The organism is Cellulomonas sp. NS3 (assembly GCF_024757985.1).
Lineage (GTDB): Bacteria > Actinomycetota > Actinomycetes > Actinomycetales > Cellulomonadaceae > Cellulomonas_A.
In genome coordinates this window covers 2759114-2771613 of sequence record NZ_CP103289.1, presented here as the reverse complement: position 1 = coordinate 2771613, position 12500 = coordinate 2759114, and the positions used below count along the sequence as shown (strand labels likewise).

The 12500-nt window shown below is 70.3% G+C and carries 18 protein-coding genes and 1 tRNA gene; 3 read left to right on the top strand and 16 right to left on the bottom strand.

Translation table 11 applies throughout. The features are described from left to right. Nucleotides 1–103 precede the first annotated feature (103 nt). The 11 genes from NXY84_RS12700 to NXY84_RS12650 form a co-directional block, all read right to left on the bottom strand. Nucleotides 104–907 carry a hypothetical protein gene (locus NXY84_RS12700; RefSeq protein ID WP_258723451.1) on the bottom strand — a complete coding sequence of 268 codons (804 nt, stop codon included), beginning with the start codon at nucleotides 905–907 and terminating at the stop codon, nucleotides 104–106. A 238-nt stretch (nucleotides 908–1145) separates the two neighbouring features. Then, on the bottom strand, nucleotides 1146–1649 hold the full coding sequence (locus NXY84_RS12695; protein WP_258723450.1) for a hypothetical protein: 504 nt from the start codon (nucleotides 1647–1649) through the stop codon (nucleotides 1146–1148). A 327-nt stretch (nucleotides 1650–1976) separates the two neighbouring features. After that, on the bottom strand, nucleotides 1977–2450 hold the full coding sequence (locus NXY84_RS12690; RefSeq protein ID WP_258723449.1) for a hypothetical protein: 474 nt from the start codon (nucleotides 2448–2450) through the stop codon (nucleotides 1977–1979). After that, entirely contained in the window at nucleotides 2447–2581 is a 135-nt protein-coding gene (locus NXY84_RS12685; protein WP_258723448.1) for a hypothetical protein, read from the bottom strand. The genes NXY84_RS12690 and NXY84_RS12685 overlap by 4 nt, the downstream gene beginning before the upstream one ends. Before the next feature lie 198 nt (nucleotides 2582–2779). Further along, a complete protein-coding gene (locus tag NXY84_RS12680; protein ID WP_258723447.1) occupies nucleotides 2780–3775 on the bottom strand; it encodes a DUF4232 domain-containing protein in 996 nt (331 codons plus the stop codon). A gap of 185 nt (nucleotides 3776–3960) precedes the next feature. Beyond that, entirely contained in the window at nucleotides 3961–4206 is a 246-nt protein-coding gene (locus tag NXY84_RS12675) for a helix-turn-helix domain-containing protein (RefSeq protein ID WP_258723446.1), read from the bottom strand. Next, on the bottom strand, nucleotides 4203–4859 hold the full coding sequence (locus tag NXY84_RS12670; RefSeq protein ID WP_258723445.1) for a hypothetical protein: 657 nt from the start codon (nucleotides 4857–4859) through the stop codon (nucleotides 4203–4205). The genes NXY84_RS12675 and NXY84_RS12670 overlap by 4 nt, the downstream gene beginning before the upstream one ends. A gap of 172 nt (nucleotides 4860–5031) precedes the next feature. Then, nucleotides 5032–5910 carry a hypothetical protein gene (locus tag NXY84_RS12665; protein WP_258723444.1) on the bottom strand — a complete coding sequence of 293 codons (879 nt, stop codon included), beginning with the start codon at nucleotides 5908–5910 and terminating at the stop codon, nucleotides 5032–5034. Beyond that, nucleotides 5907–6233 (bottom strand): PadR family transcriptional regulator, encoded by a 327-nt coding sequence (locus tag NXY84_RS12660; RefSeq protein ID WP_258723443.1) that lies wholly within the window; start codon nucleotides 6231–6233, stop codon nucleotides 5907–5909. The genes NXY84_RS12665 and NXY84_RS12660 overlap by 4 nt, the downstream gene beginning before the upstream one ends. A 153-nt stretch (nucleotides 6234–6386) precedes the next feature. Further along, nucleotides 6387–6929 carry a hypothetical protein gene (locus NXY84_RS12655; protein ID WP_258723442.1) on the bottom strand — a complete coding sequence of 181 codons (543 nt, stop codon included), beginning with the start codon at nucleotides 6927–6929 and terminating at the stop codon, nucleotides 6387–6389. Between the two features lie 301 nt (nucleotides 6930–7230). Further along, nucleotides 7231–7482: a hypothetical protein gene (locus tag NXY84_RS12650; protein ID WP_258723441.1), complete on the bottom strand. Its 252-nt coding sequence runs from the start codon at nucleotides 7480–7482 to the stop codon at nucleotides 7231–7233. A gap of 518 nt (nucleotides 7483–8000) precedes the next feature. On the opposite strand from NXY84_RS12650, the gene NXY84_RS12645 reads away from it, so the two are divergent. Next, the gene (locus tag NXY84_RS12645) at nucleotides 8001–8294 is read left to right on the top strand and encodes a hypothetical protein (protein WP_258723440.1); all 294 of its coding nucleotides are present in this window, start codon (nucleotides 8001–8003) and stop codon (nucleotides 8292–8294) included. 131 nt (nucleotides 8295–8425) lie between these two features. Here the strand turns inward: NXY84_RS12645 and NXY84_RS12640 are convergent, their stop codons facing one another. The 5 genes from NXY84_RS12640 to NXY84_RS12620 form a co-directional block, all read right to left on the bottom strand. After that, nucleotides 8426–8770 (bottom strand): hypothetical protein, encoded by a 345-nt coding sequence (locus NXY84_RS12640; protein ID WP_258723439.1) that lies wholly within the window; start codon nucleotides 8768–8770, stop codon nucleotides 8426–8428. A 215-nt stretch (nucleotides 8771–8985) separates the two neighbouring features. Then, entirely contained in the window at nucleotides 8986–9477 is a 492-nt protein-coding gene (locus tag NXY84_RS12635) for a WapI family immunity protein (protein WP_425322221.1), read from the bottom strand. Beyond that, the gene (locus NXY84_RS12630; RefSeq protein WP_258723437.1) at nucleotides 9474–9593 is read right to left on the bottom strand and encodes a TetR/AcrR family transcriptional regulator; all 120 of its coding nucleotides are present in this window, start codon (nucleotides 9591–9593) and stop codon (nucleotides 9474–9476) included. The genes NXY84_RS12635 and NXY84_RS12630 overlap by 4 nt, the downstream gene beginning before the upstream one ends. A 30-nt stretch (nucleotides 9594–9623) precedes the next feature. Continuing rightward, the gene (locus NXY84_RS12625) at nucleotides 9624–9983 is read right to left on the bottom strand and encodes a hypothetical protein (protein ID WP_258723435.1); all 360 of its coding nucleotides are present in this window, start codon (nucleotides 9981–9983) and stop codon (nucleotides 9624–9626) included. A 74-nt stretch (nucleotides 9984–10057) separates the two neighbouring features. Further along, nucleotides 10058–10131, bottom strand: a tRNA-Leu gene (locus NXY84_RS12620). A 111-nt stretch (nucleotides 10132–10242) separates the two neighbouring features. On the opposite strand from NXY84_RS12620, the gene NXY84_RS12615 reads away from it, so the two are divergent. Next, nucleotides 10243–10920 (top strand): ANTAR domain-containing response regulator, encoded by a 678-nt coding sequence (locus NXY84_RS12615; RefSeq protein ID WP_258727206.1) that lies wholly within the window; start codon nucleotides 10243–10245, stop codon nucleotides 10918–10920. Between the two features lie 197 nt (nucleotides 10921–11117). Continuing rightward, nucleotides 11118–12377, top strand: coding sequence for an ABC transporter substrate-binding protein (locus tag NXY84_RS12610; RefSeq protein ID WP_258723434.1), 1260 nt, complete (start codon nucleotides 11118–11120; stop codon nucleotides 12375–12377). Nucleotides 12378–12500 lie beyond the last annotated feature (123 nt).

Sequence of the window (12500 nt, the reverse complement as noted above, 5' to 3'; positions counted from 1 at the left end):
TCCAAGGCAACGTCTTCCGCTGAACCAGAACATCCCGCCCGCCTGAGGGTCCGGTTCGGGCGCTGCCCGGACGACCACCCCGACCCGCGCGCCGCGCGCCGGCTCAGCGGGCGCACTGCCCCGTGCGCTCGCCGCGCACCGAGAACCAGTTCGTCTCGGTGATGCCGCGCGGCCCCGTGTTTCCGGTGCAGACCAGGTCGCGCGCGACCGAGACATACCCGAGGTCGATGCTGTGCTGGTTGTCCTCGAGCACGAGCGAGCCGGTGACGAGCACGGAGCAGTACCGCTGGTCGCGGCGCGGCTCGGCGCCGATGCTCGCGAAGTCGGTCAGGCCGCTGACCCGGAGGTCGCCGGCGATGGTCGCCCCGCAGATCATCACGTCCCCGGACCCGGCGCTCGTGAGACCGCCGTAGAACGTCGCGGTGTGCACGATCAGCCGCCCGCCGCTCGTGGCCGCCGGCCCGATCAGCTGCGAGCGGCGGATGCGGGTCGCGTCGCGCACGTCGACGTCGTAGGCGCCCCACACCGTCGCCGCCTCCAGGAAGACCTCGGCCGCCTCCCCGGTCACGTCCCCGTCGATCGTGCCGCCGCCGCCGTCCCCGACCCAGACCTCGAGGGACGCGGTCTCCCGGCTCGTCAGCACGACGTCGCCGGACACCCCGGAGTCCCCGAGGCTCAGGTGCCCGGCCACCTCGACGTTCCCGTCGATGCCGCCTCGCCCGACCGAGAAGCTCGCCCCCGGCAGCACCGTGACGTCGCCGTACACCCTCCCGCGGAACATGTAGCACTCGACGTCGACGACGAGGTCGCCCTCGAGGCGCTCCTCCATGAAGTACGCGTTCGGCACCTCGCTGCACAGCGTCGGCGGCGGGTCCTCGGCCGCGTCGGCGGACGACGCTCCCGTCACGGCCAGCACCACCCCGACGGCCCCGGCCCACCACGCACGATGACGTCCCACCTGACCAGACATGGATCCCCCCGAATCCTCACGCGCCCCGCCATCGTGGGCCCGGCCGCCTCGCGGCACAAGCCCCGGCCGCGCTACGACCCCGGGACGGGCGGCGCCGGTGTAGGCCGCACACGCTCAGGTGCGCGGCTGATCGGCCAGGTGTACCTCAACGATCGTTTGAGTGCATGTACGGCGGTCAGCGGTGCTGGAGTCTCCTCCGAAGCAGCTCCAGCTCCTCGGTGGGGAACGGGTGCTCGACCCACGTGTTGCGGTACCGCTCGGGCCCGTAGTCGTCGAGCACGGTCTGGGCCCCGCGCAGGAAGGCGTCACCGAGCGCGGGAAGGGTCTGGCGCGTCTGGAAGACGAGCTCGGCCTCTCCCTCGGCGTCGTCATCGACCGCGAAGACGCGCAGGGCGACACGGTCCTCCTCTCGCACGAAGTGCCACCGGTCGAAACCCGGTTCATCCGTCCAGGTGCACTCCGCCTCCCGCGCGCCGGCGAGGACTCGGTTCACGGTCCTCAGCAGGTCCCCGAGGGCGTCGCTGAGGAACGACGGCCCCATGCTCGTCGCGTTCGTGCCGTCGGAGAGGGTCGCCTCGGCCCACCCTCGTCCGCTCAGACGGAACGTGAACTCCAGCTGCGGCGCCACGGACTGCTCGTCGGTGTGAGGCTTCCGCGGCTTCTTCGAGTTCTTCGACATGGGAAACATCGTCCCCGACCACGCCGAGCGCGCTCATGCGTGGGTGTACTCAAACGAAGGTTTAGGTACGGCAGACATGAGACATGGGTCCCGGCGACGGCGTCAAGGCGCCCCGACGCTCCATGCGAGCGACAGAGCGGGCCTGGTCTGCAGCCGGAGGGTGGAGACGTCGTCGCTCTCGCGATGTACGGCTCGGGCGCACGCAGCAGGTCGTCGTGGCGCGCGTCGCTCAGGTCGGCTCGAGCTCATCGGCCTGGCCGGTGCGCTCCGGGACCTCCTGACCGGCCCTCCCGTATGGGGCAAGCCCATGGACGGTGCGGCGGCGCATCACGGCTCGTCGATCGGCAGCTCGACGTCCACGGCTCCCGACGGTCGGGGCGCCCCCGACGGGCACGTGCTGTTGTCGAGCTCGACGACCGTCTCGCGGCCGAGGTCGAACGACAGCTCCGCGCACAGCCGGACCCTGGCCCGCGGGGGCAGCATCCCGCCCCCCGATGCGACAGCGGTGAAGCTGACGTCCCAGACGGAGGTGGTCGGGGTGCCGGATCTCTTCTCGGCCCAGTGCCTGTGCTCGTTCGCCTCCATCGCGTCGTCGAGCATCCGGAGCAGCGGAGCGTCGCGTGCCTGCGAGATCAGCGCGTACTCCTCGGTCATCTCGAAGAGGAGGTTGCTCGCGTGCCGCGCCGCATCATCCCGTGCACGCTGCTCGAGGTCGCTGGCATCGACTTCCGGCAGGCAGCCTCCGACACCCAGGATGCCGACGAACATCACGACGAGCGCGGCCGACCTGGAGCCTCTCACGGGTTGTCCGCGCCGCCGGCGAGCGCCCGGGTCATCACCTGCGCGTAGGCGTCGTACCCGTACTGGTCGAGCCAGCCCCGACGCCGGCGCCGGCGGCCGCTCAGCGACTCGAAGCTGACGAATCGACCCACGGGCATGCTGGTGCGAGGGAGTGACGGGCTGAGATCGGGATAGGCGTCGGCCCACGCACTCGCTCGCGGGTGATCGCTGTGCACGCGGACGTCTTCCATGCTCGTCATTGTGGGAGAACGTCACGCCGCCGGCCAGACGCGGGCCGGAGTCCGGGTTTCGCACGTGTACCTAAAGGATCGTTTGAGTACATGCACGCCTCAGACGCCGGGGCCCCCGTCCCCGACGAACGGGATTTCACCACCCGTGTGATTGACCCGCGCCGACCACTGCGCGGGCGCGGCGAGCACAGGCTCGATGTCTGACCACGGCAGCCGCGCGCTCACCGCGTCGCCGGGCCGCAGCGCGGCGTCTCGCCCAGGCAGGACGTCGTCGAGGCGCGCCGCCACCGAGCCGCCGCTCGCGCGCGCGAGGCTGAACTCGTGCGGCACGACGCACGGCCCCAGGCCGACGTGCGTCAACCACACCCGGCCGGTGAGCTCCGACTCCTCGGCGCCGCTCCCCGGCGACTCCGGCCCGCCCACGGACGCGACGAGGTCCTCCGCGGGGCAGTCGCCCCACCTGCCCGCCTCCAGCGGCGGCTCGTCCCCCCGCGGCGGGCCGTACCCGAGCGGCTGCCACGGCCCCACGGTCATGGCCGCGCCGTCGACCACGTCGAACGGCGCCTCGAAGCCCGGCAGTCCGGGAACTGCGACGACGAAGGAACCGTCCGCCATGCCGACGCCGACCGTCTGTGGGGTCGTGGTGTCCGCGGCCGTCCCGTAGCCACGCCAGGCGAGCTGCGCCGCCGCCGACGCGCGCGGCTCGAGGCGCACCTCCGCCGGTGCGTCGACTGCAGGCAGGAGGTCGGACCCGTGGTCGATGACGAGGAGGAGGGGACCATCTTGGTCGAGGGTCAGCGGCGGCGTGCCCGCCAGCGTGCACGCCCGAGCGGCGCGGTTCACCGCCCGCAGGCGGGCCCAGCCGTTGCCCAGGGTGCGGTCGACGACCTCGACGGCGATGTCCAAGTCCGCCGGTCCGCACGCCGGCGCGGCGCCGCCCGAGACGGGCGGCGCCGGCAGCGCGGGTCCGAAGCCCGCAAGGCGCACCTCGGGGGACGCCCGAGGTGTGCCGTCGTCACCATGCCCCGTGACGAGCAGGGCGACGACGGCGACGAGCGCGATGGCGCCGACGGTGAGGGTCATGGCTCTGCGCATGACCGCACGCTCGCACGCCGTGCGCCGCGGCCGCCCGCATCGCACACACGCCACCACGAACGTTCACAGCACCCCCGCGACCTAGTCGGGACGTCCCCGCGCTGGCCCGGCCTGACCAGCACGACGGCCCTGTACCTAAACGAAGGTTCAGGTGCATGTCACTCATGGGGGGTGTCGGCAGGCGGCTAACGCTCGCTTGGTGCGGCCACGGTGAGCAGGTCGCCGGGTTGGCAGTCGAGGGCGTGGCAGATCGCCGTGAGCGTCGAGAAGCGGACGGCGCGAGCTCGGTCGTTCTTCAGCACGGAGAGGTTGGCTACGGTGACGCCGGTCCGTTGTGCGAGCTCCACCAGGGTCATCCCTCGGGCCTCGAGCAGGGCGCCCAGGTGGCACCGGACCTCGTGACCGGTCGAGTCATCGGGCTCCGCGGTCACACGAGGCCGTCGGTGTCTGCGGCGAGCTGGCGGCCGTGCCAGGTCGCGAAGGCCAGCACGGCGAGGGCGATGACGAAGCCGAGCGGCCAGTAGTCGGGTCGGAGGACCGGCTGCCACGTTCCCGCCTCGTCGGCGAGGCCCGTGACCACGGTGCCCGCGGCGGCGACCGGAAGCAGCTCGGCGGTCGCCCATCCCACGAGCGTGACGGCAGCGGCGAGGGCGAGTCGTGGTGCGTTGCGCGGAGCGAAGGGGTCGCGCGATGCGGTGCTCCGCAGGACGGGGACGAGGATCAGCGCTGCCGTTCCGGCGGCGATCGGCCCTGCCCAGACATCGGCACGGGCGAGGATGCGCGTGGGCGCCGCGACGTCGTCGTAGACGGACAGCATGAGTGGGCCCTGTCGGGCGATGGTCACCGGCGCGCGCCCGGGCAGGCCGGTGCCGTTGACCACGGCGGAGACGCTGTCGGGCACGTTGGTCTGCGCTGTGCTGACGACCAGGACCGCTGCACCCGAGCCGCCTGCCGCGGTGCTGGCACCGACTGCGACCGTGATGCCGGCGAGGATCCCGAGCAGGCCGAGGACGGTCACCGCGCCGACGAGGAGCGCGACGCCCGGGCGTCGGGTAGGTGCTGCGGGTGCTTCCACTGCTCGCATCTGACGGCTCCATCTCGATAGTCGATACGCGTGCTGTGCGTATCGACATTCGATGCGACGACTTGAGGTGTCGCGGCCACCGATTCGCGAGCAGGCCGGTGGGCGCCCGGCCACGTGCACCTAAACGATCGATTAGGCACATGTCTCACGCGGTCTGCGGGCGCCGGGGCGCTCACCGGGTCGTATCGAGTTGCTGACGCAGGGTCGATCGCCGGTGGTGCGCGAGTAGCGAGGCGCTTGTTGTCGCGGCGGCGAGGGCGATGGAGAGCATGGTCATCCCGCCGCCGGTCCAGCCGCCGAAGTTTGGACTCATCACTGCTGCCAGCAGAGGGCTGAGGAACAGCGCCGCCATGATGCCGAAGCCCACGCCGGGGTTGCGTGTCCGCGGACGACTGCGCGGCGGGGACAGGCGTCCGGGCTGGTATAGCGCTTCGAGGAAGAGGTGGGCGCCCAGGCCGCCGAGCAGGATCGCGACGGGCGCGGTGATCGCGAGTGTGAGTGTCGTCGTGGCCGGGGACGGGAGGAGTGCCGCGGGCCAGCCGATGATCTCGGGGGCCGAGGCCAGCACCTCCATCACGGACTCGAGCAGCGGACTGCTCAGGGCCGCGAGCATCGCCAGCCAGGCGACGGGGACCAGCGGGGCGCAGCGGGCGAGGAGCGCGGATGTGGCGCCACCGGCGACGGCGCCGAGGACGGGCGCGGTTGCCACCACCACGATCAGTCCGTTGGGGCGCAAGCTGAGACCCCCAGGCCAGGGCCAGCCCAGAACGGTGACGACTGCGAGGACCGTCCCGAGACCTTGAATGGCGAGCATGACGAGTGCTCCTGCGAGGAGCGAGGTCACGACGTCGCGAGGGCGGGCCGCGATCCCGCGGGCGATCAGCTGGGCCGCGGTGCGGGTTGCCTCGGTGTAGTACCAGGCCGAGGCGCGCCGCCGGCCGCGGTGTTCGCGGTGGTGCTGTTCTTCCTCGGTGAGGTCACCGAGGACCTCGTTGCGAGCCTCCGGAGAAGGAAGCAGCCCGGCGAGTGTGAGCTCGGTCAGATACCTCACGGGGTGACCTCGGTGAACCTGAAGCCCCACGTGCGGGCCGCCGCCGTGCGGGCGCGAGCCATGGCCTGGTGCCCAAGGGCTGTGACCACGTACTCGCGCCGGGAGCGGCCACCCCGGACAGCGAGGGGCTCGCTTGCGACCGACGCCACGAGTCCTTTGGTCTCCAGGCGAGCCAGCGTGGTGTAGATCGCACCCACCGAGTACGCCCGGCCTCGCTCCTCGCTCACGACACGACGCACCGACAGCCCGTACGCCGGTCCGTCACCCGGTGCAGCCACGGCTCGCAGCACCGACGCCTCCAACCCTCCGAGCAGCTCACTCACAGGCTCGACTATGTAGAACAAATCGTCGCGCGTCAACGCCTCATGGTGATGCTCGGCAGACTTGGCTGTGCCTGAACGAACGTTTGAGTACATGTACGCGTCTCGACGTCCCTGCGAGCTGCGGAGCGCACTCGAAACGCCCGCTCAGGGCGGCTACTCGTCCTCTGTCCAGTCGAGCAGCATCTTCGCTGCGCGCTCGTCGGCCGCGGCCGCGCGGTGCAGCAGGTCGAGGGGTGTTGCGCCAGGCCCGCACACGGCGACCAGTGTGGCCTCGGCCTGGGCACGCACGTCCGGCGGGAGTCGCCATACGACCCCGGTCAGCACCTGGAAGAGCCAGCGTGGGTATGGAGCGGGTTCCTTGGCGTGCTCGAGCACGTGCGGGAGCAACACGCCGGTGGATAGAGGGAAGCAGGTGAGAGCGAACTGCACCGGACGCAGTGACGTATCTTCGCCTGGCCATGGCCCGCCGCCCCACTGACCGTTCCAGCCGTCCTCGCTGTCGAACACCTGGGCGCACAACCAGTGGCCGGCGGCGTCGCGCGCGGCTCCGCCGCTGTCGGTCAGTCCCTGCACGACGTCCCGCGCTCGATCCAGAGCGGCCGCGCGTGTCCCCGAGGTCCACTCCCGCAGGAATGCCGCCCAGGCGGGTGAAGCCGCATCCGGCATCGGTGCGGCGAGTAGCTCCTCGAGCGTCACTACCGTCCTCTTCCATCTGAGTTGCGCCTGTACCGATCGATCACCCATGAGCTCACGAGACCTAGGCCGATTGCGCCGCCTGCGGCGGCGATCACCGTCAGGACCTCGATGAGGCGTCACCGCGGTGACGCTAGCCCGAGGCGTCAGTGACGCGCCGGCGAACCTCCGACGGGGTGACGCGCATCCACCCGGCACGCCGCTGCGCGGTGTGGCGAGCGCAACTGCGGCCCTCTTCTGAGAGCTGACACCCGTCTCGCGACCTGTACTTAAACGAAGGTTTGGGTACGGCGCACGCGACGCGTCAGGCGCTTGGTGGCGTCTCTGAGAACCCGGCGCGAGCGATCAGCTCGCGGATCCAGGGCCAGTCCTCCTCGTCCCATAGCGTGAAGCGGGACGCGGTGCTGCCCTGGCCCAAGGGCAGCTCGACCAGCCACTCGACGGCGGAGTGCTCCACCACCTCCACGGGGAACGAGGTCTGGTGGTGGATGTGGGCCGCGAGGGCGCGCGCCTGTACCTCGCTGATGCCGGGAATGGCCCGGGCGTCGTCGGTCACTCGGCGATTGTGCGTCACCCTGACCTCCCGCGAGGCAGGTCAGGCGCCTTCGCAGGCACGTGCACTTAAACGATCGTTTGAGTACATGTACTCCTGTGGACGAGCGCGATGGGCCCTAGAGGCCGCGCTGGCCTGGTGCAGGGGACGCGCCCTACGGGCGGGAGCGGTCGGTGGGTGAGCCAGGCCGCGCGTGCGGCTCGGCGGTTCAGCCGCTCGAGCGCGGTCTTCGACCGCCGCGGTGACTCGACGCCCAGGTCTCGGCACCTCGCGCGCCGCCTCTCCGCGGGCGGCTTGGCCGATCGGCGAACCTGGGTAGGTTTCGGTCCATGTTGGGTCGGACACGCAGCGAGGCCACGACGACGTTCACAGACGCAGTGAGCCTCTGGCGTCTGCACCACGGGAACACTGCCGAGGTCATCGACGCGGCTGTCGAGTGCCTCCTGGCGGAGCTGGACTCGCCGACGCTCTGCGAACTCGCTGGGGAGTCACCCGCCCGCTCACGGTTCGACCTAGCGCCGATGATCGAGCAGACGCTGCAGGAGCTGGGCCTGGCGAATGTCCTGACCGTCAGTCCTGACGCGGGCGCGATGGCCGTCATGGCTCGTCGGTTCGAACGAGGTGAACTGAGCGCCCGGGATCTCTGCGACTGGGCCCACCGCAGCATCGGTCACGACGGCGACGGCAGCTGTCAGGTCTTCGTCGAGCTCGACGACGTGTTCGACACGGTCGAGTACTACGACGACGAAGACGAGGAGAGCCTCGAGCGGCGCACTGTAGAAGCCGTGCACGCGTTCCTCAACGCTCGGCGATAAGCGCCTGCGGTCACGCTCGTGAGATGGATGCGGATCCCACAGCGCCTTGAGGGTGTACCTAAACGAACGTTTGAGTACATGCCTCAGGCGGAGAGCGCTTCAGGCGCCGTCCGGGCGCAGCGACGTTCGCCTCAGCGGTACTCCGCCGTCACCTCGATCGGGCCGACGAGGTTGTCGTTGAACTCGTCGAGATCTTCGGCGGGAATCCAGTACTCAAGGATCGTCTGGCCACCAGCCTGCTGAACCTCGTAGCGGTCGAGGAACTCCCTGCGGACCTGAAAGCGGGTCACGTACCCCACGCCGCTCTGAGGAACGTTCCACTCCCGAGCAATCTTGGTGGCGTACTCCTCGTTCAGCACGGGGTAGAAGATCGGCTGCTCCGGCAGGCGCGGTGGCCAGGCACTCCAGCCGGAGGCCTCGACCAGAGCAAGTTCCTCCGGTCCGGTGGGGCGCCACAGCTCAACAACGTCATCCATGTCAGCAGTGTCGCAGGCAACGCAAGCACGTGGCGGCCGCCGCTCCGAGCCGTGCACGAGCGACGACCTCGTGTACTCAAACGATGGGTTGAGTGCGTCCGTGGTGCTCAGCGCGTCGGTGCGAGGGCTGGGTGTTCGGAACTCGCGTACTTACGTCAGTTGTCGACGGGCACGGGCTGAATGAGTTGTGTGACATCGCCTGGAGGTGGGCGGGGTCACCGAGCGGGGAAGGCGCGGAGGTCGGTCATCCACTGGTCGGTTGCCGCAGCGAGCTCGTCGGTGGTGCAGGTGATCGGTACGACGTACTCGTACAGGTCGGTGTCCTTGTCGTTGAGCCAGGGTGGGCGGCTCTCGAGGGACAGGTGCACCCGGAGTGTGAGGTCGACGTCGCTGCGTCGGGCGAGGCTGAACGCAAGGTCCGGCTCGGTGAAGCGCAGGAGGAGGTCCTCGTCGTCGGCGCCGGTGGAGTCGATGGGCTGCACGTGCCCGGCGATGACCTCCCGGAGCCAGGCGGCGAGGTCGCGGGCGTCCCAGGTGGTCAGGCTGGGGTCGCGAAAGGACCACGCGCGCCCGTCGAGGGTGCGCGCGTGACCGCCGAGGAGGAGCCAGTTGGCGTCCCAGTCGCCGCGGGTGCCCGGGGTGGAACCGAACTGGTAGCCGAGCAGCCGCAACTCCACGGCGGCACCGTCGCGGGATTCGAGTCTCACGGGCGCGGCTCCGGTTCGGATTGTCCGGTGGCGGTGACGGGGGTGGCGGGTCGGGGTGGCATGTGGCGGTAGAGGGTGGCGCGGGTGATGCCGGTCTTGGCGGCGATCTCGGCCATGGTGTGTCCCGACTCGCGCACGCCCGGCCGTCACCGACGGTGGGCCGCGACGGGCATCTGCCCGATGTGAGGTCCGATGTGATCACGCGCGCGGAGCCGGTACCCGGCTCGTGTGTCGTCGCCGACGCGCATCAGGAGGCCGATGTGCTCGTCGACGACGTCGTCCACCGCGGGGCCGTCGGTCCGTGTTGCTTTCGCGACCTCGATCGCGAGACTCAGGTGCTGGCCGTTCGCGTTCAGGAGCTTGACGGTGAGCTCGGCCTGGCGCTTGTCGTCGAACGTCAGGAACTGCTTCTTGGCCGTCGTGGGGTCCCGCCAGACGACCGCGGTACGCCGTCGAGCCGTCGCTGCGTTGTCTCGACTCCAGACTCGCCACGAGGACGAGCCCACGCCTCGTGGGGACAGAATCGGCCTTCCATGGGGACAGAAGCCTTGTCCGCAGGGTCTGACCTGCGCAAACGCAGTGCCCCGAGTGGGATTCGAACCCACACTGGATCGGGTTTGAGCCGAACGCCTCTGCCGATTGGGCTATCGGGGCCGCGCAGCAGGGTACCGCGGCCCGCTCGGGCCGACGTGCGCCCGTCGTGCCCGAACCTGCGGTTCCGGCATTAGGCTGTGCGCCGTGAGCACCAAGGACGCGAAGCCGAGCATGCCCTCCACCGACGAGTCGGCCACCGCTCTCGACCTGACCGCCACGGGGGAGCCGACGCAGGCCCCCGAGCTGCAGGACGAGGCGCCGGCGCGTCCGGCACGCCGGGCCGTCGTCGCGGAGGACGAGGCGCTGATCCGCATGGACGTCGTCGAGACGCTCCGCGAGGCCGGCTTCGACGTCGTGGGCGAGGCGGGCGACGGCGAGCGCGCCGTCGAGCTGGCCACGGAGCTCAAGCCGGACGTCGTCGTCATGGACGTCAAGATGCCCGTGCTCGACGGCATCTCGGCGGCGGAGCGGATCGGCAAGGCGCACCTCGCACCGGTCGTGCTGCTCACGGCGTTCTCCCAGACCGAGCTCGTCGAGCGGGCGCGCGACGCCGGCGCGATGGCCTACGTCGTCAAGCCGTTCTCGCCCGCGGACCTGCTCCCGGCCGTCGAGATCGCGATCTCCCGGTACGCGCAGATCACGGCGCTCGAGTCCGAGGTCGCGGACCTGGCCGAGCGGTTCGAGACGCGCAAGCGCGTGGACCGCGCGAAGGGCCTGCTCATGACCAAGATGGGCCTCACGGAGCCCGAGTCGTTCCGCTGGATCCAGAAGACGTCGATGGACCGCCGCCTCACCATGCGCGAGGTCGCCGACGCTGTCATCGAGCAGGTCGGCGGCGGCAGCGACTGACCCGAACGAGTGAAGGGCCCGGACCGGTCGACCCGGTCCGGGCCTTTTTCACGCCGTCGCCGTTGGTTACAACTCGGCAACAAGATGAGCCGAGACGGTGCAAGTCACATCGTGGACACAAAGGATGGGTACGTTTCCCGCACAGTTCGACCCTCGGCACTCGTGCCGAGAGGACCGTGACCGAAGGGGTACCTCGTATGACTCGATCGACCGGGCTCCGCGCCTTTGCTGTTGCCGGCGCGCTCGCCCTCGCTCTGACCGCCTGCACGTCCGACTCGGGAACGTCGGAGGAGCCGTCGGAGACGAGCGCCGCCGGCAGCACCGACGCGCTCGTGATCGGCACCCTGCTCCCGCAGACCGGGACGCTCGCGTTCCTCGGCCCGCCCGAGATCGCCGGTGTGAACCTCGCGGTCGAGGAGATCAACGAGGCCGGCGGTGTCCTGGGCAACGACGTCGTCGTCGAGCACGCCGACTCCTCCGACTCGGACCACGCCGAGGTCGCCACGCAGTCCGTGACGGACCTCCTCGGCAAGGGCACGCAGGTCATCATCGGCGCCGCGTCGTCGGCGGTCACCCGCAACGTCGTCGACGACGTCACGAACGCCGAGGTCGTCATGATCTCGCCGGCGAACACGGCGACCGACCTCTCGGGCCGCGACCCGTTCTACTTCCGCACGGCGCCGTCGGACCTCATGCAGGGTGCGGCGCTCGGCAACCTCGTCCTCGGCGACGGGCACACGAACGTCGGCGCCCTCGTCTTCAACGAGGACTACGGCACGTCGCTGCGTGACGTGCTCAAGGCCACGGTCGAGGAGGCGGGCGGCACGTTCGTCTACGGGAACGCGGGCGAGGAGTTCGACCCCACCGAGCAGAACTACTCGACGATCGTCAGCAACGCGCTCGCCGCGAAGCCGGACGCGCTCGCGATCATCGCGTTCGCGCAGACGCAGCTCATCGTCCCCGAGCTCAAGGCCCAGGGCTTCGACATGTCGAAGGTGTACTTCGTCGACGGCAACCTGTCGGACTACAGCGCCGACCTCGAGCCCGGCACGCTGACCGGGGTGCAGGGCACGCTGCCCGGCGCGTTCCCGGACGACGAGTTCCAGGGCCGGCTCAAGGAGATCGACCCCGAGCTGAAGGACTTCTCCTACGCGGCCGAGTCCTACGACGCGACCATCCTGGCGGCGCTCGCCGCCGTCAAGGGCGGTGGCACGGACGGCAAGACCATCCAGGCCAACCTCGCGGCGGTCTCCGGCGCGAACGGTGGCACCGAGGTCGCCACGTTCGAGGAGGGCGTCGAGGCGCTCGAGGCGGGCGACGAGATCACGTACAAGGCGGTCTCGGGTGCGGGGCCGTTCAACGACGACAACGACCCGTCCTCGGCCTTCATCGGCATCTACAAGTACGGCGAGGACAACAAGTACACGTGGATCAAGGCGGAGTTCGGCGAGCTCTGACCTGACCACCCTCGTGGCGTCCTGAGGGCGTCACCGGGCGCGACGCACGGGCAACGGCCCGGTGGGTGACACACCCACCGGGCCGTTGCTGTGCCCGGGGTGCGCCGGTCGGTCGGGTCGTGC

Excerpts from the sequence above, each read along its gene's own strand:
- NXY84_RS12695 (WP_258723450.1), bottom strand. The coding sequence starts at position 1,649 with ATGTCGAAGAACTCGAAGAAGCCGCGGAAGCCTCACACCGACGAGCAG.
- NXY84_RS12630 (WP_258723437.1), bottom strand. The coding sequence starts at position 9,593 with ATGGCCGAGATCGCCGCCAAGACCGGCATCACCCGCGCCACCCTCTAC.
- NXY84_RS12610 (WP_258723434.1), top strand. The coding sequence starts at position 11,118 with ATGACTCGATCGACCGGGCTCCGCGCCTTTGCTGTTGCCGGCGCGCTC.
- NXY84_RS12680 (WP_258723447.1), bottom strand. The coding sequence starts at position 3,775 with ATGCGCAGAGCCATGACCCTCACCGTCGGCGCCATCGCGCTCGTCGCC.
- NXY84_RS12640 (WP_258723439.1), bottom strand. The coding sequence starts at position 8,770 with ATGGATGACGTTGTTGAGCTGTGGCGCCCCACCGGACCGGAGGAACTT.
- NXY84_RS12670 (WP_258723445.1), bottom strand. The coding sequence starts at position 4,859 with ATGCGAGCAGTGGAAGCACCCGCAGCACCTACCCGACGCCCGGGCGTC.
- NXY84_RS12615 (WP_258727206.1), top strand. The coding sequence starts at position 10,243 with ATGCCCTCCACCGACGAGTCGGCCACCGCTCTCGACCTGACCGCCACG.
- NXY84_RS12645 (WP_258723440.1), top strand. The coding sequence starts at position 8,001 with ATGATCGAGCAGACGCTGCAGGAGCTGGGCCTGGCGAATGTCCTGACC.